This window comes from Streptomyces sp. NPDC005202 (genome assembly GCF_040608235.1).
Taxonomy (GTDB): domain Bacteria; phylum Actinomycetota; class Actinomycetes; order Streptomycetales; family Streptomycetaceae; genus Streptomyces.
Map to the genome: position 1 here is coordinate 316,186 of NZ_JBEXHW010000001.1, position 18,881 is coordinate 335,066.

Sequence of the window (18,881 nt, forward strand, 5' to 3'; positions counted from 1 at the left end):
ATGCAGGTAGGTATGCCCGCCCCCGAGCGCTTTCGCCGGGATCGCGCTGTGATCCTTCTCGCGCCCCGAAGGCGCAACCGCACCGCCCCCGCACTATCGTCACCCGGACAAAAGGCGAGCGGACGACAGGTGAAGCGGGGGTTGCCTGCGTCTCTCTCCGGGGGCGGTGCGAGCCTCATAGGGTTCGCAAAGGGATCCCGGCGCACGGGACGCGCGGGGAACACGGGGCGGGAGGCCGACGGGGCGTGGCGAATGCGGAGCACAGCGGGCGACCGGCGGGGGCATTCGGAGCAGCGGCCGGCGACGCGACCAGGGACCGCCTGGGCGCGGCCAGGCTGGGCCTCTGGCTGATCGCCGGGGTCCTCGCCGTACGACAGGTGGCCGTGGTCCTCGCCACCCCGCGCGGGGAGCGGCTGACGGACCTGGAGACCTGGGTCGGACCGAACGGCGTCCTGCACGTCAAGGGGTCGCTGTACGACTCGACACAGTTCACCGGCACCCCCTTCGCCGGCCTCGTCCTCAAGCCGCTGACCAATGCCGCCGAACAGGCCCTCGGCTGGGGCTGGACCTTCGGCACGCTGCTGCTGGTGGTCGCCCTAGGCCTGATCGCCGCGCGCGCCCTGCCACAGCCCGTCAGCCGTCGCACCTCGCTGCTGGCCGCGCCCGTCGCGATCAGCCTGCTCATGCTGTCGCTGCCGGTGCGCAACACGCTCTGGCTCGGCCAGACCAGCATCATCCCGGTCCTGCTCGTGCTGCTCGGCTGCTTCGTCGTGCGCGGGCAGCGCGCCGGTGGCGCCCTGATAGGCCTCGCGGCCGCCCTGCAGCCCACCGTGCTGCTGTTCGTGCCGCTGCTGTGGTTCACCGACCGCCGCCGGGCCGCACTGTCCACCGGCGTGACGTTCGCCGCGTGCACCGCGCTCGCCTGGGCCGCGATGCCGCACGACTCGTACACCTACTGGGTCCACCACATGGCGGGCGTCGGTCTCGGCGGCCGGGCCGACGCGCTCGGCAACCAGTCCCTGCACGGCGCCCTGCTGCGGCTGGGGCTGACCGGCCCCGCGGAGATAGCCCTGTTCCTGACGCTCGGCGCGGCCGTCGCCGCCCTCGGCCTGCGCCGGGCCGTGCGCCACGCCCGGGACGGGCAGCTGCTGCTGGCCGTCGCGATCACCGGCTGCGCCGCGATCGCCGTGTCGCCCACCACCTGGCAGCACCAGTTGCTGTGGGTACTGCTCGCGGTCGTCGGCCGGGTCGGCAGACGGGCCTCCGACCGGTACGTGTGGCCGGTGGCCGTGGTCGTGGTGATGACGCTCCCGGGCAAGATGATGCTGCCGAACAATCCGGCCATGAACCCGCTGCGCGACAACGTCGTCCTGCTGGCCGCCGTCGCCGCCGCGACGGCGGTGCCGTTCCTGTCCCGCACCTCCGAGTACTACGGCGCACCCGTCCCGACGGAGTACGCGGCCCCGGTCCCGGCCCGCTTCCGGCCCCTCGTACCGTTCCTGCGCCGGGTCCTCACCCGCCCGAACCTGCTCCTGGAACTGCTGCTGATCCGTGTCACCTACGCCGCCTACTCCTCGGTGCGGCTGACCGTCCAGGGCGACCGGGCCACCGCCGAGGCGCACGGCCACCAGATCCACTCCGTCGAGAGCGCCCTGTCCATCGACATCGAGCACTGGGCCAACCACACGGTGGTCGGGCTGCCGTGGCTGAACCACTTCCTGAGTTTCTACTACGAGAGCTTCCACTTCGTGGTGCCGCTGACCATCCTCGCCGTCCTCTACGTCCGGCGGCCGGTGGACTACCGGTGGGCGCGCACCGCGCTGGGCTTCGCCACCCTCCTCGGCCTGCTCGGCTTCTGGCTCTACCCGCTGGCCCCGCCCCGGCTCATGCCGGGCTTCGGCTTCATCGACACCGTGCACGGCGTCCAGGACTTCGCGAAGCCGGACTACGGCGCCATGACCGCGGTCACCAACCAGTACGCCGCGATGCCGTCCCTCCACTTCGGCTGGTCCCTGTGGTGCGGCATCGTGATCGCCGTCGTGGCGCCGAAGTGGTGGATGAAGGCCCTGGGGCTGCTGCACCCGCTGTTCACGGTCTCCGCGATCGTGGCGACCGCCAACCACTGGGTGCTCGACGCGGTCGGCGGTGCGGCCGTGGTCTGCGCGGGCTTCGCGCTGACCTACCTTCTGTCGGGGCCGCGCGCGGCCGCCGTGCCCGACCTGGAGCGAGAACCGAGAGCCGAACTCGCCGTCCGCTGACGGGCGTCGGCCACAAGCCTGCGTTTTTCGTGCCGCGCCGGGTGTGGTGGCGCTGGGGCGTCGCGTCGGCCGGGGTGCTGGTGAGCCTGCTGCCCCTGGTGGTGGTGAGCGCGGGACAGGCCGACCAGCAGCTGGGCTGGCTCGGACGTCCGAGCCTCGCGATGTGGCTGCAGTTCGCGGCGGTCGCGGCCGCAGGTGCGCTGCTGGGCCGTTTCCTCCTGCGCGCGCCCACGGGCGGCCGGAACACCGGCCGGACGACCCTGGTGTCGCTGGCCCTGCCGCTGCTGGTGGCCCCGACCGGGCCGCTGATGACGGTGTCCCTGGTGAAGCCCTGGTACGTCGACCGGTATGTGCTCTACGCCATGGCGGGGCCGGCCCTCGCTCGTGGATCCGCTGGGGGAGGTGATCGGGCAGGCCCGGCTGGTGCTGCTGACGGACCTGGGCAGTCCGCGGACCACCACGGAACTTGCCGAACGGCAGCACATGAGCGCCTCGACGGTGTCGTACCACCTGCTCCGCCTGCACCGGGTGGGGCTGCTGAACCGGATGCGGGAGGGCAGCAGGGTTTACTACCAGCGCACGTCCGAAGCGGATCGTCTCGTCACGCGCGGCCGGTGTGCCGGGCCCGGCCGTCGCCCGGCCCCCGCCGCACACCGTCACCGCCCGGAGAGGCAGGGGCGGGGCGTAGGGGTGGAAGTGCTCCTGCCTCCCCCGGGACGGGCCGACGGCGCCGGGAACCGCCGGCCCGAGCACCTCAGGTGGTGGTGACCGGGAGTTCCTTCACCCCGTTGATCCACGCCGAGCGCAGGCGCCGCGGATCGCAGGCGGGCTTCAGGTCCGGCATCGCGTCCGCGACCGCGTTGAAGATGAGGTCGATCTCCAGCACGGCCAGGGACTTGCCGAGGCAGTAGTGCGGGCCGCCGCCGCCGAAGCCGAGGTGGGGGTTGGGGTCGCGGGTGATGTCGAAGGCGTCCGGGTTGCCGAAGACCTCCGGGTCGTGGTTGGCGGAGGCGTAGAAGAGGCCCACCCGGTCGCCCTTCTTGATCTGCCGGCCGCCGAGTTCGGTGTCCTGGGCCGCCGTGCGCTGGAAGGAGACCACCGGGGTCGCCCACCGCACGATCTCCTCGGCGGCGGTCGAGGGCCGCTCCCGCTTGTACAGGTCCCACTGGTCGGGTGTTTCTACGCACTCGCCGCCCTGGTCGCTGCTGTAGCTGGACTTACGCCACGCCCAGCGGCGCGCACTCGACGCAGTTGCCGCCCTGGTCGCCGCTGTAGCTGGACTTACGCCACTGGATCTCCGTCAGAGTCTCGTTGCTCTCCATAGCGTTCCTCCATCGCGCGCCGGATCAGCGTCGCCGAAGGCTTGAGGGAGAGAGCGGCGGCTTGAAGATGATCGTAACGGAGCGAGCAGTCTTTGACGGTGTCCGGATTCGCGGTCGGGTGCCCGCTGCCGTAGCCCTCGGTGTAGACGATGGTCGGGTCGCTCGCGAGGCGGTAGACGTCGAATGAGCCTTGCAGACCCGCGTGTGCTCCGGCCGAGAACGGCAGGATCTGGACTTTGACCCTGGGGTTGTCCGCGAAGCACAACAGGTGGGCGAGTTGCTCCCGCATGACCTCCCGGTGGCCAATCCCCTGACACAACGCGGCTTTCACTGAGGACGGCCCAGAAGACCGGCGGTTCCTCCTTCTCGAAGATGCGCTGCCGGGCCAGTCGTACGGCGGTGCGGTCGTCGAGATCGGCTTGGTCGAGTGCTCCGAGTACGGCTCGCGCGTAGGCCCTGGTCTGGAGGAGGCCCGGCACCATGTAGGTCTCGAAGGAGTAGATCTCGGCGGCCCGCGCCTGCAACTCGGCCACCTGCCTGAACCACGTCGGAAGTTGACTCCGCATCACCAGCTCGACGAGCCGCGACAGTAACCCGCCCGTCCCCAGCGCCGCATCCGCCCGCTCGCTGAACTCCTGCGTCGGCAGCTACCTGGCCGTCTCGATCTGACCGACGAGCGAACCGGTGTAATTGATGATGTCCCCGAGCTGCCGCTGCGTCAGGCCGGCCGTTTCCCGGTGCCGGCGCAGTTCGAAGCCGTAGTAGACGAGCGGTGAGGCGCCCGGGTCGAGGGTGTTGATGTGGGTCACGCACGGCCCCTCTCGTGCAACCCTGTCCACTGCGGGACGTGTTGTATCCGATCCGTAGCCGAGCGTAGTCATGCCAGGCCGGCCTCGTGGTGTGAACGACTACATTCCCCCCTTCCTCCTGGGCCTCCGCACCGCCCAGTACCGCATGCGTCTCACCGTCGGCGAGTACTCGGCGCGGCACATCCGCCGTATCGTCCGCTCGTGTCTGCACGAGCGGGAGCTGGCTGAGCTTACGGACGCGGTGGAGCTGGCCGTGACCGAACTGGTCGCCAACGTCGTACGCCATGTCCCGGACCGGCGCTGCACACTGCTGGTGCTGCGGCAGACGGCGGGCGTGCGCGTGGAGGTCGCGGACGGGTCACCGCGACTGCCCGCCGTGTCGGCCGGCCTGTCGGCGGATGCGGAGAGTGGCCGCGGGCTCGTCCTGCTGGACGCGATGGTGGACACGTGGGGGGTGGATCCCCGGCCCGGCGGCGGGAAGACCGTGTGGTTCGAGTGCGTCGCGGCGGGCGTCTGACGAGGTCACTCCCGTCCGGACGTCACCGCCGCCAGCACGCCCGCCGCCACCGCCGCGATCAGCAGGGGAGTGCCCAGGTCGCGGTGGATCACCAGCCACGCGCCCAGCAGAGCGCCCGCCAACATCGCGATCACGGAGGCCGTGCGGCGCGGGGAGCGTCGGCTCGAGCCGCCGCCGGCACGGGAGTCGGAGGCGAGGCCGGTCAGCGTCATCGTCAGGACGGTCGTCGTCAGGTCGGGCACGCCCAGCTTGCGGACCGTGGCGTTGCGCAGGCCCATCGCGAAGGCCGTGAGGGCGATCAGGGTGTACGTCGTGCCGGTGGCGTCCGGCACGACGAAGGCGACCGCTGCCGACGCCCCGACCAGCACCGCCTCGGCGGCGAGCGTCACCCGGGCCCAGGTGCGGCGCGTGCCGCTGCCGTACCGCGCCGAGACTCGGCCGCCGGCCATCGCGCCGATCAGGAACGACACCAGCGAGGTCGCCGTGTGGGGTACGGAGAAGCCCGGCGCCCCGGCGGCGGCGAAGCCCAGCACCACCACGTTGCCGGTCATGTTGGCCGTGAAGACGTGTCCGAGGCCGAGATAGCTCACCGCGTCGATCAGTCCGCTGACGACGGTCAGCCCCAACAGCACCGCCACCAGGCGCAGTCCCCGCGCCTCGGGGTCGTCCGCCTTCGTGTCCGCTGCCATGGGCACCAGAAAAGCAGACCGGTTGGCGGATCCTGCGGGGACTCGCCGCGTGCGGAAGACGCCCGGCCCGCTACCACGAGGCCGGTCAACGGCCCTGCGGAGTGATCCGGTTGCGCTCGCTGTCGGCCAGACCGAGCAGGGCGGTGGCGCCGCAGGCGGCTGAATGTTCTGCCGCCTGGTCGAGTTGGCGAAGAGCTTCGCCGACACGGCCGTTCGCGGCGAGCGCGGTGCCGGCCGTGATGCGGGCGGAGGCCTCGTAGAGCGGCATACGGGCCGCGCCGAACAGGGCGGCGGCCCGGTCGGCGGACCGGGCCGCGGTCGTGTCGTTGCGGGCGAGTCGGACTTCGGCGTGGGCGAGCAGGCGGGTCGCGAGCAGGCCGGAACCACGCGGGGCGCGGAGGAGGCGTGCGTCGGCTCCGTGGCCCGTGGGGGCTCGTCGGCGCCTGGCGACGGCGTCCAGACAAGCAGGCGGGAAATCCGTCCGCAAACACCCCTTTTACTAGTTGTGGTCGCATCCGGGGGAAGGTCGCATGTGTGAGCGGCTCTCAATGCCCAGGTCGGCGCCGGTAAAGACGCGTACATGCCATGCGTCGGCGCCTGCGACCGCGGGTCGTAGGTGATCCAGGTCATGTGCGCCGGTTCACCGGGTTCGTCACCATCGACGCACGAGGGATCACGGAGCGGGAGCGTCGAATGTGACCGGGGTCTCGAAGGCGGCCCGGCGGGTGGCCCGGCGCAGCGCCCTGAGGAGCGCCGGCCCGAGGAGGAGGGTCAGCGCGACGGTGACGGCGGCCCGGCCGAGGTCCCACCCGAGCGAGGTGGCCAGGCAGTACGCGACGAAGCGGGCCAGGTTGGCGGGGACCGCGGCATGCGGGTCGAAGGCGATGGAGGAGGCGAGGGTCCCCATGAAGGGCCAGCCCGCGAGGTTCATGACAGTGCCGTAGGCGAAGGCGGCGAGGAAGCCGTAGAGGGCCAGCAGCAGGAGTTCCACGCGGCCGCACAGGCGGTCGGGGCCCGGCAGCAGGCCCGCGCCCATGGTGAACCACCCCATGGCCAGCATCTGGAACGGCATCCAGGGGCCCACCCCGCCCGTGAGCAGGGCCGAGGCGAACATGGTGACCGAGCCGAGCACGAACCCGAAGCCCGGCCCCAGGACGCGGCCGCTCAGCACCATCAGGAAGAACATCGGCTCGATGCCGGCGGTGCCCGCCCCGATCGGGCGCAGGGCGGCACCCGTCGCGGCCAGCACGCCGAGCATGGCGACGGCCTTCGGACCGAGCCCGGACTCGGAGATCGTGGCGGCGACGACGGCGACGAGCAGGACGAGCAGGCCCGCGAAGAGCCAGGGGGCGTCCTGCGCGTGGGCGGTGAGCTGTGAGGTGGGCGGAGCCAGGAAGGGCCAGGTGAAGGCGACCACACCGACGAGGCTGACCAGGGCGAGGGCGGCGAGGGAGCGGGGGCCGAGGCGGACGGGGCGCGCCTGCCGCCGGGCGCGGGCCGTCCGTTGCGTGCGGGGCGCCCGCTGGAGGCCGGTCATGCCAGGGCCTCGCGCACCTGGGCCACGGTCAGCCACTGCTGCGGGGCGAGGATCTTGGTGACCTGCGGGGCGAACGACGGGGAGGAGACGACCACGTCGGCCGTCGGCCCGTCGGCGATCACCTCACCGTCGGCCAGAAGGACCACCCGGTGGGCGAGTTCGGCGGCCAGCTCCACGTCGTGCGTGGCGAGCACGATGGCGTGGCCCTCGGCGGCCAGGGCGCGCAGGACGGTGACGAGACGGGTCTTCGCCGCGTAGTCCAGGCCCCGGGTCGGCTCGTCCAGCAGGAGGAGCGGCGGGCGGGCGGTGAGGACGACGGCGAGCGCCAGCGTGAGCCGCTGGCCCTCCGACAGGTCGCGGGGATGGGCGCCGTCGGTGATGCCGGGCAGCAGCTCCAAGACCAGGGCGCGGCAGGTGCCGGGCGCGGCCTGGGCATCGCGGTCGGCGGCCAGGCACTCGGCGGCGACCGTGTCGGCGTACAGCAGGTCGCGCGGCTCCTGCGGGACGAGGCCGACGCGGCGCACCAGGTCGCGGGGCGGTGTGCGGTGGGGGACCGCCCCGCCGACCCGGACCCGTCCGGCGGAGGGTTCGACCAGCCCGACGAGCGCGCCGAGGAGGGTGGACTTTCCGGCGCCGTTGCGTCCCATGAGGGCGACGGTCTCGCCCGGGGCGATGGTCAGGTCGACGTGCCGGAGGGCGTCGACGCGGCCGCGGCGGACGGCGAGGGAGTGCACTTCGGCGACGGGCGGGGTCGTCGCCGTGGCCTCGGGCGTGGGGCGCCTGCGGAGACGCCGGCGGGGTGTGGTCGCCACCGCGTGGGGCGCGGGGGGTGTCGTGGTGGGCGCCGGTGCGGTGGGCGTGGGCTCCCGTCCGGTCAGCCGGTCACGGAGGTCCGCGGCCCGCCGACGGGCGTCCCGGACGGTGAGCGGCAGCGGGGACCAGCCCGCCAGCCGCCCCAGGTCCACCACCGGCGGGCACACCGGCGAGACGGCCATGACCTCCGCCGGGGTGCCGAGGACCGGGGCGGCGCCCGGGGAGGGCAGGAGGACGACCTGGTCGGCGTACTGGACGACGCGTTCCAGGCGGTGTTCGGCCATGAGGACCGTAGTGCCGAGGTCGTGCACGAGCCGCTGGAGGACGGCGAGGACCTCCTCGGCGGCGGCCGGGTCGAGGGCGGAGGTCGGCTCGTCGAGGACCAGGACCTTCGGGTGCGGGGTGAGGACCGACCCGATCGCGACCCGCTGCTGCTGGCCGCCGGAGAGGGTGGCGATGGGGCGGGCGCGCAGGTCGGCCAGGCCGAGCAGATCGAGGGTCTCCTCGACGCGCCGCCGCATCACGTCCGGGGGCAGCCCCAACGACTCCATCCCGTAAGCGAGTTCGTCCTCGACGGTGTCCGTCACGAAGTGGGACAGCGGATCCTGGCCGACGGTGCCGACGACGTCGGCGAGCTCACGCGGCTTGTGGGTGCGGGTGTCCCGGCCGGCCACCGTGACGCGGCCGCGCAGGGTGCCGCCGGTGAAGTGCGGGACGAGTCCGCTCACCGCGCCGAGGACGGTGGACTTGCCGACGCCGGACGGGCCGACGAGCAGGACGAGTTCGCCTTCGGGGACCTCGAAGTCGACGCCCCGGACGGTGGGTTCGGCGACGCCGTCGTACGTCACCGAGACGTCCTCGAAGCGGATCATGACGGCTCCTTGGGGGCGGGGGCGACGAAGGCCGGGAGCAGGCCGAGGAGTACCGCCGCTCATGACGGCTCCTTGGGGGCGGGGGCGACGAAGGCCGGGAGCAGGCCGAGCAGTACCGCCGCCGCGGGCCACAGGGGCAGGGAGGGGGCGACGAGGGGAACGACGCCGGGGTGCAGGGCCTCGGGATCCCGGGCGGCGGCGAGGGTCAGCAGGGCCGCGACCGCCGTGCCGGATCCGGCGACCAGGCAGGAGCGGAGGTTCCAGGTGTCGGGGCGATAGCGGGTGCGCGGGGAGCGGCGGCCGCCCAGCACGAGTCCGGCGAGGGCGGCGGCGACTCCCGCGAGCAGCACCGGGAGGCCGTAGGTGCCGCCCTCGGCGGTGAGCAGTCCGTACGTTCCGGCGCAGATGCCTAGCAGGCCGCCGAGGGTGAGAACGGCGGTGGTGCGGCGGACGGCGGGCGGGACCTCGGCGGTACGGCCGTAGCCGCGGGCGTCCATCGCGGCGGCCAGGGCGACCGAGCGCTCCAGCGCACCCTCCAGGACCGGCAGTCCGACGTGCAGCAGGCCGCGTATGCCCCGGTCGGGGCGGCCGCGCAGGCGGCGGGCGGCGCGCAGGCGTTGCACGTCGGCGACGAGGTGCGGGGCGAAGGTGAGGGCGACGACCATGGCGACGCCGGTCTCGTACAGGGCGCCGGGGAGGGACTTCAGGAGGCGGGCGGGGGCGGCGAGGGCGTTCGCGGAGCCGACGCAGATGAGCAGAGTGGCCAGTTTCAGGCCGTCGTAGAGGGCGAAGACGAGTGCCTCGGCGGTGACCCTGCCGCCGAGGCGGATGCCCTGCGCCCAGTGCGGGAGCGGGACTTCGGGGAGGGTGACGATCACGTGCGTGCCGGGGATGGGGGAGCCGAGGAGGGTGGCGAAGGCGAGGCGGATGAGCAGGACGGCGAGGGCGAGCTTGACGAAGGCGGCGTAGGAGCGGGCGGTGGGGGTGTGGGGGCGGCAGGTCACCACGACGTAGGCGGACACCGTGAGGAGGAGGGCGAGGAGGAGGGGGTTGGTGGTACGGGTGGCGGCGGTACCGAGTGCGAGGGACCAGAGCCACCAGGCTCCGGCGTGGACTCCCACGCAGCTGCGGGCAGTCGTGCCTCCCCCAGTGCCTTGGCGGCCCGGGAGGTACCCCTGGGGGCGGCACGGGTGGGCGCTCGGGGTACCCCCTGCTCGAAGAGCTCGGGGGAGGCACCCGGGCGGCGCGGGCGAGCCGGCCCGCCCCGCGCCGGCTCCGACACCGGGTGCCTTACGCATGCCTGCGCCGGCGTGCCTGCCACACCGCTGCCGCGGCCAGGACGGCCACCGCGGCCGCACCTGCGACGAGCCCGACCGAAGGGCCGTGGTGCGGCTTGCTCGTGCCCGCCGTCGGCTTCTTCTCCGCCGTCACCTGCTCCCCGCATCCCCTCTCCGGATACCCGGCGATCGCGCACAGCAGGGCGTTCGTGTCGTACCTCAGGGGCTTGGCGACCGCCGCCAGGGCCTCCGCCGTCGTCGCGTCGGCGGACACCCGCGCGCAGGCCGTGCGCGGCGTCGGCGGGGTTTCGCCGGACGGGGCATCCGCCCGGGTGCCGAAGTCGACGACCAGCGCCACCCGCTTCGTGCCGGGCCGGGCCGGCGTCTTCGCGCAGATGGTCGCGAAGTCGGCCGTGCCGCGCGGCTTCGTCGCGTCCTGGGAGTCCTCGCTCACCGCGAACCGGAAGCCCTGGACGTCACCGTCGGAGGGCCGGGCCGTCGACGGACCCTGTGTGGCGTACGTCCAGTGGTCGCCGTTGCGTTCCCAGAAGGACCAGTACCGGTAGCCGACGGCCTGCGCCTGGCCCACGCCCGCCGACAGGACGACCGCGGCCAGGAACAGCAACGCGAGTGCCCGGCGGCGTATCACGGCTGCTGCCTCTTGGTGCGGCCGCTGAGCAGGAACCCGACGCCCATACCGGCGACGAGGCAGATGCCGACGAACCACCAGACGCCGAACCCGGAGTTGTTGTGCTTGTCGCTGTCCTTGGCGTCCTTGGCGTCCTTGGCGTCCTTGGCGTCCTTGGCGGACTGCTCGGCCGCCTGCGGCGCCGGGCCGGTGGCGTTGAGCTGCGTGACCAGGTCCACGCCCCCGAAGTCGCGCGGGTCGGTGCCCGTCGCGTGGGCCGCGAAGATCAGCTGGGCGTAGGCGGCGGGACCGCTCTGCTTGGCCCAGGCCTCGGAGTGCTTCTTTAGCCACTGCAGGGGCTTGCGCGCCTGCCCGGCACCGCCCTGGGCGGCGAGCGCGACGACCGCGTCGGCGGTGTTGCCGTAGTCGGGCTGGTCGGCGGCGCCGGGGAGCACGGACGTCAGGTAGCCGTCCTTGGCGACCGCGTGCGCCAGGTACGACGCCCCGTTGGCCGCGGCCTGCGCCGGGGTCGGCTTCCCGGAGTCGGTGCAGCGGGCGCCGCCGGCCTTGCCCGCGGCCTTCACCACCATGCCCCGGCCGAGCGCGCCGACCACACCCGCCGCCGTCGCGTCCGCGTTGGCGGCGAGCTTGCCCTTCTTGTCCGGCTGGTAGGCGAAGGCGCCCGCACCGTCGCCGGAGCACGGCAGGGCGAGCTTCAGCAGGGCGTCGTAGGGCGACTTGCCGTCCTTCACAACCTCCGCGGGCTTCTCGCCGACGGCGGCCAGCGCGCCGACGACGACGGACGTGGAGTTCGTGTCGCTGGCCCCGCCGGGCTCGTACCCCCAGCCGCCGTCCTTGTTCTGCACGGACTTCAGCCAGGACACCGCCTTGCCGGTCGCAGCGTCGTGGCCGCCGAGCGCGGCGAGGGCCTGGACGGCGGCGGCCGTGCTGTTGGTGTCGACCATGACCTTGGCGTCGCAGGCCTTGGCGGGGTCGGCGCGGAAGGCGGCGAAGGCGCCGTTCGCGCACTGCTGCCCGGCCAGCCAGTCCACGGCCTTGGCGGCGGGCCGGACGCCCACCGTGTGCTGGGCGAGCAGCGCGAGGGACTGGCGCCAGACGCCGTCGTACTGGGGGTCGGTGCTGCCGTACAGCCCGGAGGGGACGGCCGTCGACGGCGACGCGGACGGGGACGGGCCGGCGGCGACGGCGGGCGCCGCGGAGCCGATCACGGCGATGGTGGCCAGGGCCGCGGCGCTGCGGCGAACGTTCATGATCGGCGGGTGCCTCTCCCTTGTTGTTCGGTTCGCCTCCGGGGCGCGGCAGCCGGGGTCGGGGCGGCGAGCGTGCTCAGCCCTTCGGGCCTTGGCGCGTTCGCCGTCCCGACACCGGCGCACCCCTTCGGCTCTCCCTGCGGGGAGCCGGACAGCACGGGACACACCCCGGGCGGCTCGGCTCCGTAGACCTCGACGGTGCCGTACGCCGGCGGGCTGCCGACGCACGTGAGCCGGTCACGCTCCCGTGCGGGGCAGTCCGGCTCACCGCCCTCAACGGACGGCTCACGGTTGCGGGTCAGCGCCGGAATTGCACCGGCTTCCCCCCGTACGGGCGTGATGACGACGCGGCCACTCTACCGGCCCGTAGGAAAGACCCTGAGGGGGACCTGCGCTCAGCCGACGAGGGCCACCGCGTCCACCTCGACCAGCACGCCCTCACGCACCAGCCGTGAGACGACGGTCGTGCGGGCCGGCAGGGGCGGGCAGTGCGCGAAGGCGAGGAGGTGCTCCAGAAGATCCACGCGGCGTTGGTACCAGGTGGCCTCAGCCGGGCGCGATCGGATTACACCGCCACGTACGTCACCGGGTCCGTTCCCGGTAGCGCCTCCGCCCGGCCCAGTTTCACCAGGCGGCGCAGGTGGGCCTCCGCCTCCGAGACGGCGATGTTCCGTGAGCCGTGGGGGATGTCGGACCAGGGACGGTTCCACTCCATGCGTTCCGCCAGCTGCCAGGGGGTGAGCGGTTCCGCCAGGAGGGCCAGCAGGCCGGTCAGGCGTTGCTCGTGGTGGGTCAGCAACTCCCGTACCCGGGCCGGGGCGTCCGTGAAGGCGTGCTGGTGGGCGGGCAGCACCTCCGCGGGGGCCAGGCGGCCGACGCGTTCCAGGGAGTCGAGGTAGTCGCCGAGCGGGTCGGTCACCGTGGCGTCGTCGGGGTCCTCGTACAGGCCGATGTGCGGGGTGATGTCCGGGAGCAGGTGGTCGCCGGAGAACAGACGGCCGTGGCCCGGGAGTCGGGCGGGGTGCTCCTCCTCCAGGTGCAGGCAGACGTGGCCCGGCGTGTGGCCCGGCGTCCAGATCGCGCGCAGGCGGCGGCCGGGGAGGCCGAGGAGTTCGCCGGGGACGATCTCGCGGTCGGGCAGTGCGGGGGAGAGGCCGGGGAGGCTCCGGGCGCGGGGGCTGCGCAACGGGGCCACGTGCTCCTCGAGGGCGCCGGCCGCCGTGAGCTTGGCCGTCATGTAGCCGAACCAGCGCTCGGGACGGGCCTCACGGGTCCGGCGTACGACCGCGATGTCCGCCGCGTGCATCGCGATCCATGCGCCGGACGCCTCCCGGACCCGCTGCGACAGACCGTGGTGGTCGGGGTGGTGATGGGTGATGACCACTCCGTGGATCTCGTCGGCCGCGGTGCCGCACACCGCCAGGCCCTCGGTGAGGGTGTCCCAGGAAGCGGGGTCGTCCCAGCCGGTGTCGATCAGCACCGGGCCCCGGTCGGTGTCCACGACGTAGACCAGTGTGTGGCCGAGGGGATTGTCCGGAATGGGGACCGCGACGGACCGTACGCCTCCGCCGTGGTCGGACACCTGCGTCATGGGTTCCCCGTCCTGGCTGTTCGTCATCCGTCCTCCGCCCCCACGGGCCATTGCCCACTATAACTAGAACTGATATCAGTTCTGAAACAGCGTCAGAAACCCAGAATCCGTCAGCTTGGCAGGAGGCAGTCGGCCATGACCGAGCTCGTGGAACACGGACAGCTGTTCATCGGCGGGGAGTTGACCGACCCCCTGGGCAAGGACGTCATCGAGGTGATCTCCCCGCACACGGAGGAGGTCATCGGCATGTTCGAGCCGGATCCGCATGTGTCGACGACGCCGGTGTTCGCGTACGTGGCGGTGTTCGCGGGGGCGGTGCTGGTGTCGGCGGCAGGTCTGTACCGGCTGGGCTAACGGGTGAGTGTGGGGGCTCAGGTGGTGGCCGGTGCTGCGACGCTGTTGTTCTGTGCGGCCGGGCTGAGCGGGCAGCTGACTCTTTAGGCCGGGCCCCACGGGCGGCCTCGTGCGGTCCTAGGCGTCGCCCCCGGGAGCCGTCAGGTCGATCAGGCGGCACACCGTCTCTATGTCGATCTTGACCTGGGCGATGGAGGCGCGGCCCGAGAGCCAGGTGATCAGGGCCGAGTGCCAGGTGTGCTCGATGACGCGGACGGCGGAGAGCTGGTCGGGGGTGGGGTTCTCCAGGCTCATCGCGTCCAGGATGATCGCGGTGGTCTGGCGGGAGACCTGGTCGACCTCGGGGCTCACGCTGCGGTCCGCGAACGTCAGCGCGCGGACCATCGCGTCGGCCAGGTGCGGCTCGCGCTGCAGCGCCCGGAAGGCCCGCATCAGCGTCTCCGCCACCCGCTCCGCCGCCGTCTCGCCCACCGGTGGCTTCTTGCGCAGCGTGCCGTGCATGCGCTCCAGCTGGTCCTGCATCGTGGCGACCAGCAGGTGCACCTTGGACGGGAAGTACCGGTAGAGCGTGCCGAGCGCGACCTGCGAGGACTCCGCGACCTCCCGCATCTGCACCGCGTCGAAGCCGCCCCGGCTGGCCAGCTGCGCGCTCGCGTGCAGGATGCGGCGGCGCCGGGCCTCCTGCCGCTCGGTGAGGGGCGGCGGTGGGGGTCCCCCCGCTCGAAGGGAGCTGGTGGGGGAGGGCCGCGCGGTACTGGCTTCCACCTTGGCTTCCGCAGGCATGGGCACCGTTCCGTGACAGTCGGTGAGGGCGGGCGGTCAGACAGCATGGCAGGACGTCCGCCGTGGCGCGAATCACCTGATCCACTGCTCACAGCACCGCTACCTGCCGGTAGATTCGGAGCCTCCTGAACGATCAAGTCTGAAACTTGTTCTAGATTATCGTCCCGGCGTAATCTCGCGTGACAGTGCAGGGAGAAGGGGGCCCAGAGTGACCGCTGAGGCCAGTCAGGCGGGTCCCCAGGAGGACCCCGCCGCCGACGGCGAGCGACCGCTCAACATCGCGCTCCTCACGTACAAGGGAAACCCGTTCTGCGGCGGCCAGGGCGTCTACGTGCGCCACCTCTCGCGCGAGCTGGCCCGCCTCGGCCACCGCGTCGAGGTGATCGGCGCCCAGCCCTACCCCGTGCTCGACGAGGGCTACGACGGCCTGAGCCTGACCGAGCTGCCGAGCCTCGACCTCTACCGCCAGCCGGACCCGTTCCGCACCCCGCAGCGCGACGAGTACCGCGACTGGATCGACGCGCTGGAGGTCGCCACCATGTGGACCGGCGGCTTCCCCGAGCCGCTGACGTTCTCGCTGCGCGCCCGCCGCCATCTGCGCGCCCGGCGCGGCGAGTTCGACGTCGTGCACGACAACCAGACGCTCGGATACGGGCTGCTGGGAGACGTGGGCGCCCCGCTGGTGACCACCATCCACCACCCCATCACCGTGGACCGCCAGTTGGAGCTCGACGCCGCCGAGGGATGGCAGCGGCGGTGGTCCGTACGGCGCTGGTACGCCTTCACCCGCATGCAGAAGCGCGTCGCGCGCCGCCTGCCGTCCGTGCTCACCGTCTCCGGAACGTCCCGTCAGGAGATCGTCGACCGCCTCGGCGTCCGCCCGGACCGCATCCACGTCGTCCACATCGGCGCCGACACCGACCTGTTCTCGCCCGACCCCTCGGTGCCGCAGGTGCCGGGCCGCATCGTGACCACCTCCAGCGCCGACGTGCCGCTGAAGGGCCTGGTCTTCCTCGTCGAGGCGCTGGCGAAGGTACGGACGGAACACCCGGCAGCGCACCTCGTCGTCGTCGGCAAGCGGCCCACCCAGGGGCCGGTCGCCCAGGCGGTCGAGCGGTACGGCCTCGAGGGCGCCGTGGAGTTCGTCAAGGGCATCTCGGACGCCGAACTGGTCGACCTGGTCCGCTCGGCCGAGGTCGCGTGCGTGCCGTCGCTGTACGAGGGCTTCTCCCTGCCGGCGGCGGAGGCGATGGCCACCGGCACGCCGCTGGTCGCCACGACCGGCGGCGCAATCCCCGAGGTCGCGGGGCGCGACGGGGAGACGTGCCTGGCGGTGCCGCCCGGCGACGCCGGCGCGCTGGCCGCCGGGCTGGGCCGACTGCTGGGCGACCCGGAGTTGCGGGTACGGCTCGGTCGTGCCGGGCGGGAGCGGGTGCTGCGTCACTTCACGTGGGCGCGGGCCGCCGAGGGAACGGTGGCCCGGTACCGCGAGGCCATCGCCGGCTCCACGGGCCCGGGTGTCCGCCGCCCCGCGGCGGCGCCCCCCGGCCGCTCCGCGGCCGACGCCCTGAGCCGCTCCGCGGCCGACACCTTGAGCCGCTCCGCGGCCACGACTCCCGGCCGCTCCGCGGCCTCATCGAGTGCCGGGCCGGCAGTGGTCGGCACGGCGACAGTGACCGACGTCGATTCCAACCGCGAAAGCAGGGCCACGTGCTGACCGTCGACTTCTCCCGGTTCCCGCTCGCCCCGGGCGACCGCGTACTGGACCTCGGCTGCGGTGCCGGCCGGCACGCGTTCGAGTGCTACCGGCGCGGCGCGCAGGTCGTGGCCCTCGACCGGAACGGCGAGGAGATCCGCGAGGTCGCCAAGTGGTTCGCGGCGATGAAGGAGGCGGGCGAGGCGCCGGCGGGCGCCACCGCCACGGCGATGGAGGGCGACGCGCTGGCGCTGCCGTTCCCCGACGAGTCCTTCGACGTCGTCATCATCTCCGAGGTCATGGAGCACATCCCCGACGACAAGGGCGTACTCGCCGAGATGGTGCGGGTGTTGAAGCCGGGCGGACGGATCGCCATCACCGTGCCGCGCTACGGCCCGGAGAAGGTCTGCTGGGCCCTGTCCGACGCCTACCACGAGGTCGAGGGCGGCCACATCCGCATCTACAAGGCGGACGAGCTGCTCGCGAAGATCCGGGAGGCGGGACTGAAGCCGTACGGCACGCACCACGCGCACGCGCTGCACTCGCCGTACTGGTGGCTGAAGTGCGCGTTCGGCGTCGACAACGACAAGGCGCTGCCGGTGCGGGCGTACCACAAGCTGCTGGTCTGGGACATCATGAAGAAGCCGCTGGCCACGCGGGTGGCCGAGCAGGCGCTGAACCCGCTGATCGGCAAGAGCTTCGTGGCGTACGCGACCAAGCCACACCTGCCTCGTCTTCCCGAGGCTTCCGAGGCGGCCGCCAAGTGACGACTCCCCGGACAGAACACCTCGTCCTGCCCGGGGTCCTCACCGCCGAGCAGGCTGCCGCGACCGTGCGCGGCATCCTCGGCGTGCAGCGGGAGGACGGCGCGATCCCGTGGTTCCGCGGGCACCACCTCGACCCGTGGGACCACGTCGAGGCGGCGATGGCGCTGGACGCGGCCGGCGAACACGAAGCGGCGGAGCGGGCGTACGCGTGGCTGGCGCGGCATCAGCAGGAGGACGGCTCCTGGTACTCGGCGTACGCGGACGGGGCCCACGACGACGCCACCGACCGGGGCCGGGAGACGAACTTCGTCGCCTACATAGCCGTAGGGGTCTGGCACCACTACCTCTCGACGGGCGACGACACGTTCCTGGACCGCATGTGGCCGGTGGTGTACGCGGCGATCGAGTTCGTGCTGCGGCTGCAGCAGCCGGGCGGGCAGATCGGCTGGAAGCGGGAGGACGACGGCACGGACACGGCGGACGCGCTGCTGACGGGGTGTTCCTCGATCCACCACGCACTGTGCTGTGCGCTGGCGATCGCCGAGCAGCGGGAAGAGCCGCAGCCGGACTGGGAGTTGGCGGTGGGCGCGCTGCGGCATGCGATCCGCAGGCACCCGGAGCGGTTCCTGGACAAGGACCGCTACTCGATGGACTGGTACTACCCGGTGCTGGGCGGGGCGCTGACGGGCGCGGAGGCGAAGGAGCGCATCGAGGCCGACTGGGACCGCTTCGTCGTCCCCGGCCTCGGGGTGCGCTGCGTCGTACCCAACCCCTGGGTGACGGGCGGCGAGTCGGCCGAACTGGCCCTGGCCCTGTGGGCGGTGGGCGAGTCCGACCGAGCCCTGGACATCCTGCAGTCCATCCAGCACCTGCGCGATCCGGAGAGCGGCCTGTACTGGACGGGCTACGTCTTCGAGGACGAGGCCATCTGGCCGCGCGAACTGACCACCTGGACCGCCGGGTCCCTCCTCCTCGCCGTCGCCGCCCTCGGCGGCCACGAGGCCACCTGCACGGTCTTCGCCGGCGACCGCCTGCCCAGGGGACTGGAGCCGGACTGCTGCGCCTGAGCTCTCAGTGCCCGGTGCATGCCGTCGGGACGGCGTGGCCGACGGAGCCGGGTCAGTGCCGGTGCATGTGGTTGGCGAGGGCGTGGCCGAGGAACAGGTAGACCACGGCGGCCAGACCGTAGCCGGCGACCACGCGGGCCCAGGCCTTGTCGAAGGTGCTGCATTTTCTGGGGGCGCCCCCCAGACCCCCCTGGTCACGGGACCAGCCGGCTAGCCAGTTGGCCGCGTCGTGGACGCATCACAGGGGTCAGCCGGGCCGGCGTTCGGAGCCGGGTCAGTGCCGGTGCATGTGGTTGGCGAGGGCGTGGCCGAGGAACAGGTAGACCACGGCGGCCAGACCGTAGCCGGCGACCACGCGGGCCCAGGCCTTGTCGAAGGTGCTGCATTTTCTGGGGGTGCCCCCCAGACCCCCCTGGTCGCGGGACCAGCCGGCTAGCCAGTTGGCCGCGTCGTGGACGAACTGGACCAGGTCGTTGGCCCGGTTCGCGTCCAGCAGGTACATCAGTATCCACGTCCGAAAATGAAGGCCATCACGTCCGCGACCACCGCGATGACCGTTCCGGCGGAGTTGGAACCAGTGCGATATCGAGGGGAAATGCTTTCCGTCTGGCCCCGGAATCGTGATTGAAA

17 protein-coding genes, 5 pseudogenes and 1 riboswitch are annotated in these 18,881 nt (G+C 72.7%); of the genes and pseudogenes, 7 read left to right on the forward strand and 15 right to left on the reverse strand.

The window, feature by feature from the left end; all coding sequences use genetic code 11:
* The first annotated feature begins 245 nt into the window (after window positions 1–245).
* Both ABZV31_RS01430 and ABZV31_RS01435 read left to right on the forward strand, forming a co-directional pair.
* Complete coding sequence (locus ABZV31_RS01430; protein ID WP_355886538.1) at window positions 246–2,258, forward strand: bifunctional glycosyltransferase 87/phosphatase PAP2 family protein; 2,013 nt, start codon at window positions 246–248, stop codon at window positions 2,256–2,258.
* 402 nt (window positions 2,259–2,660) lie between these two features.
* Window positions 2,661–3,026, forward strand: a complete 366-nt coding sequence (locus ABZV31_RS01435; RefSeq protein WP_355886541.1) for a helix-turn-helix domain-containing protein — start codon at window positions 2,661–2,663, stop codon at window positions 3,024–3,026.
* Here ABZV31_RS01435 and ABZV31_RS01440 read toward each other — a convergent pair.
* The 3 pseudogenes from ABZV31_RS01440 to ABZV31_RS01450 form a co-directional block, all read right to left on the reverse strand.
* Window positions 3,013–3,432: pseudogene (locus tag ABZV31_RS01440) on the reverse strand (cytochrome P450); the annotation flags it as partial. The gene ABZV31_RS01435 and the pseudogene ABZV31_RS01440 sit on opposite strands and share 14 nt — an antisense overlap.
* 3 nt (window positions 3,433–3,435) lie before the next feature.
* Window positions 3,436–3,580, reverse strand: a pseudogene (locus ABZV31_RS01445) (DUF397 domain-containing protein); the annotation flags it as partial.
* Window positions 3,540–4,389, reverse strand: a pseudogene (locus ABZV31_RS01450) (helix-turn-helix transcriptional regulator). The pseudogenes ABZV31_RS01450 and ABZV31_RS01445, both read right to left, overlap by 41 nt.
* 91 nt (window positions 4,390–4,480) lie before the next feature.
* Between ABZV31_RS01450 and ABZV31_RS01455 the strand changes: the two are divergent.
* A complete protein-coding gene (locus ABZV31_RS01455) occupies window positions 4,481–4,906 on the forward strand; it encodes an ATP-binding protein (RefSeq protein ID WP_355886544.1) in 426 nt (141 codons plus the stop codon).
* Window positions 4,907–4,911: 5 nt separating this feature from the next.
* On the opposite strand, the gene ABZV31_RS01460 is transcribed toward ABZV31_RS01455, so the two are convergent.
* The 9 genes from ABZV31_RS01460 to ABZV31_RS01500 all read right to left on the reverse strand — a co-directional run bounded on the left by ABZV31_RS01460 (window position 4,912) and on the right by ABZV31_RS01500 (window position 13,584).
* Window positions 4,912–5,595: a YoaK family protein gene (locus ABZV31_RS01460; RefSeq protein ID WP_355886547.1), complete on the reverse strand. Its 684-nt coding sequence runs from the start codon at window positions 5,593–5,595 to the stop codon at window positions 4,912–4,914.
* Window positions 5,596–5,680: 85 nt separating this feature from the next.
* Window positions 5,681–6,082, reverse strand: coding sequence for a hypothetical protein (locus ABZV31_RS01465; protein ID WP_355886550.1), 402 nt, complete (start codon window positions 6,080–6,082; stop codon window positions 5,681–5,683).
* A gap of 186 nt (window positions 6,083–6,268) precedes the next feature.
* On the reverse strand, window positions 6,269–7,132 hold the full coding sequence (locus tag ABZV31_RS01470) for an ECF transporter S component (RefSeq protein ID WP_355886553.1): 864 nt from the start codon (window positions 7,130–7,132) through the stop codon (window positions 6,269–6,271).
* Window positions 7,129–8,817: an ATP-binding cassette domain-containing protein gene (locus tag ABZV31_RS01475; protein ID WP_355886554.1), complete on the reverse strand. Its 1,689-nt coding sequence runs from the start codon at window positions 8,815–8,817 to the stop codon at window positions 7,129–7,131. Before ABZV31_RS01475 ends, ABZV31_RS01470 begins: the two co-directional genes overlap by 4 nt.
* A 59-nt stretch (window positions 8,818–8,876) precedes the next feature.
* Window positions 8,877–9,938: a CbiQ family ECF transporter T component gene (locus ABZV31_RS01480; protein ID WP_355886556.1), complete on the reverse strand. Its 1,062-nt coding sequence runs from the start codon at window positions 9,936–9,938 to the stop codon at window positions 8,877–8,879.
* A 169-nt stretch (window positions 9,939–10,107) separates the two neighbouring features.
* Window positions 10,108–10,743, reverse strand: coding sequence for an SCO2322 family protein (locus tag ABZV31_RS01485; RefSeq protein WP_355886558.1), 636 nt, complete (start codon window positions 10,741–10,743; stop codon window positions 10,108–10,110).
* Window positions 10,740–11,993 (reverse strand): prenyltransferase/squalene oxidase repeat-containing protein, encoded by a 1,254-nt coding sequence (locus ABZV31_RS01490; RefSeq protein WP_355886561.1) that lies wholly within the window; start codon window positions 11,991–11,993, stop codon window positions 10,740–10,742. Before ABZV31_RS01490 ends, ABZV31_RS01485 begins: the two co-directional genes overlap by 4 nt.
* A gap of 252 nt (window positions 11,994–12,245) precedes the next feature.
* Window positions 12,246–12,319: riboswitch (cobalamin riboswitch) on the reverse strand.
* A gap of 69 nt (window positions 12,320–12,388) precedes the next feature.
* Window positions 12,389–12,517 carry a hypothetical protein gene (locus ABZV31_RS01495; RefSeq protein WP_355886563.1) on the reverse strand — a complete coding sequence of 43 codons (129 nt, stop codon included), beginning with the start codon at window positions 12,515–12,517 and terminating at the stop codon, window positions 12,389–12,391.
* 41 nt (window positions 12,518–12,558) lie between these two features.
* Window positions 12,559–13,584 (reverse strand): MBL fold metallo-hydrolase, encoded by a 1,026-nt coding sequence (locus tag ABZV31_RS01500; RefSeq protein ID WP_355887546.1) that lies wholly within the window; start codon window positions 13,582–13,584, stop codon window positions 12,559–12,561.
* Window positions 13,585–13,719: 135 nt separating this feature from the next.
* Here ABZV31_RS01500 and ABZV31_RS01505 point away from each other — a divergent pair, with 135 nt between their 5' ends.
* Window positions 13,720–13,938: a hypothetical protein gene (locus ABZV31_RS01505; protein ID WP_355887610.1), complete on the forward strand. Its 219-nt coding sequence runs from the start codon at window positions 13,720–13,722 to the stop codon at window positions 13,936–13,938.
* 117 nt (window positions 13,939–14,055) lie between these two features.
* On the opposite strand, the gene ABZV31_RS01510 is transcribed toward ABZV31_RS01505, so the two are convergent.
* Window positions 14,056–14,721 (reverse strand): TetR family transcriptional regulator, encoded by a 666-nt coding sequence (locus ABZV31_RS01510; RefSeq protein ID WP_355886565.1) that lies wholly within the window; start codon window positions 14,719–14,721, stop codon window positions 14,056–14,058.
* A 208-nt stretch (window positions 14,722–14,929) separates the two neighbouring features.
* On the opposite strand from ABZV31_RS01510, the gene ABZV31_RS01515 reads away from it, so the two are divergent.
* From ABZV31_RS01515 to ABZV31_RS01525, 3 genes are read left to right on the forward strand one after another with little or no spacing between them, the layout of a single operon-like run.
* Window positions 14,930–16,438 (forward strand): glycosyltransferase family 4 protein, encoded by a 1,509-nt coding sequence (locus ABZV31_RS01515; RefSeq protein WP_355886568.1) that lies wholly within the window; start codon window positions 14,930–14,932, stop codon window positions 16,436–16,438.
* On the forward strand, window positions 16,432–17,184 hold the full coding sequence (locus ABZV31_RS01520; protein WP_355886571.1) for a class I SAM-dependent methyltransferase: 753 nt from the start codon (window positions 16,432–16,434) through the stop codon (window positions 17,182–17,184). The genes ABZV31_RS01515 and ABZV31_RS01520 overlap by 7 nt, the downstream gene beginning before the upstream one ends.
* Window positions 17,181–18,251, forward strand: coding sequence for a prenyltransferase/squalene oxidase repeat-containing protein (locus ABZV31_RS01525; protein ID WP_355886573.1), 1,071 nt, complete (start codon window positions 17,181–17,183; stop codon window positions 18,249–18,251). The genes ABZV31_RS01520 and ABZV31_RS01525 overlap by 4 nt, the downstream gene beginning before the upstream one ends.
* A gap of 52 nt (window positions 18,252–18,303) precedes the next feature.
* Here the strand turns inward: ABZV31_RS01525 and ABZV31_RS01530 are convergent.
* Window positions 18,304–18,486: pseudogene (locus ABZV31_RS01530) on the reverse strand (hypothetical protein); the annotation flags it as partial.
* 39 nt (window positions 18,487–18,525) lie between these two features.
* Window positions 18,526–18,848: pseudogene (locus ABZV31_RS01535) on the reverse strand (hypothetical protein).
* Window positions 18,849–18,881 lie beyond the last annotated feature (33 nt).

What these genes read in the sequence shown, in the direction of transcription:
- ABZV31_RS01460 (WP_355886547.1), bottom strand. Translation starts at nt 5,595, where the DNA reads ATGGCAGCGGACACGAAGGCGGACGACCCCGAGGCGCGGGGACTGCGC.
- ABZV31_RS01470 (WP_355886553.1), bottom strand. Translation starts at nt 7,132, where the DNA reads ATGACCGGCCTCCAGCGGGCGCCCCGCACGCAACGGACGGCCCGCGCC.
- ABZV31_RS01475 (WP_355886554.1), bottom strand. Translation starts at nt 8,817, where the DNA reads ATGATCCGCTTCGAGGACGTCTCGGTGACGTACGACGGCGTCGCCGAA.
- ABZV31_RS01490 (WP_355886561.1), bottom strand. Translation starts at nt 11,993, where the DNA reads ATGAACGTTCGCCGCAGCGCCGCGGCCCTGGCCACCATCGCCGTGATC.
- ABZV31_RS01500 (WP_355887546.1), bottom strand. Translation starts at nt 13,584, where the DNA reads ATGACGCAGGTGTCCGACCACGGCGGAGGCGTACGGTCCGTCGCGGTC.
- ABZV31_RS01505 (WP_355887610.1), top strand. Translation starts at nt 13,720, where the DNA reads ATGACCGAGCTCGTGGAACACGGACAGCTGTTCATCGGCGGGGAGTTG.
- ABZV31_RS01510 (WP_355886565.1), bottom strand. Translation starts at nt 14,721, where the DNA reads ATGCCTGCGGAAGCCAAGGTGGAAGCCAGTACCGCGCGGCCCTCCCCC.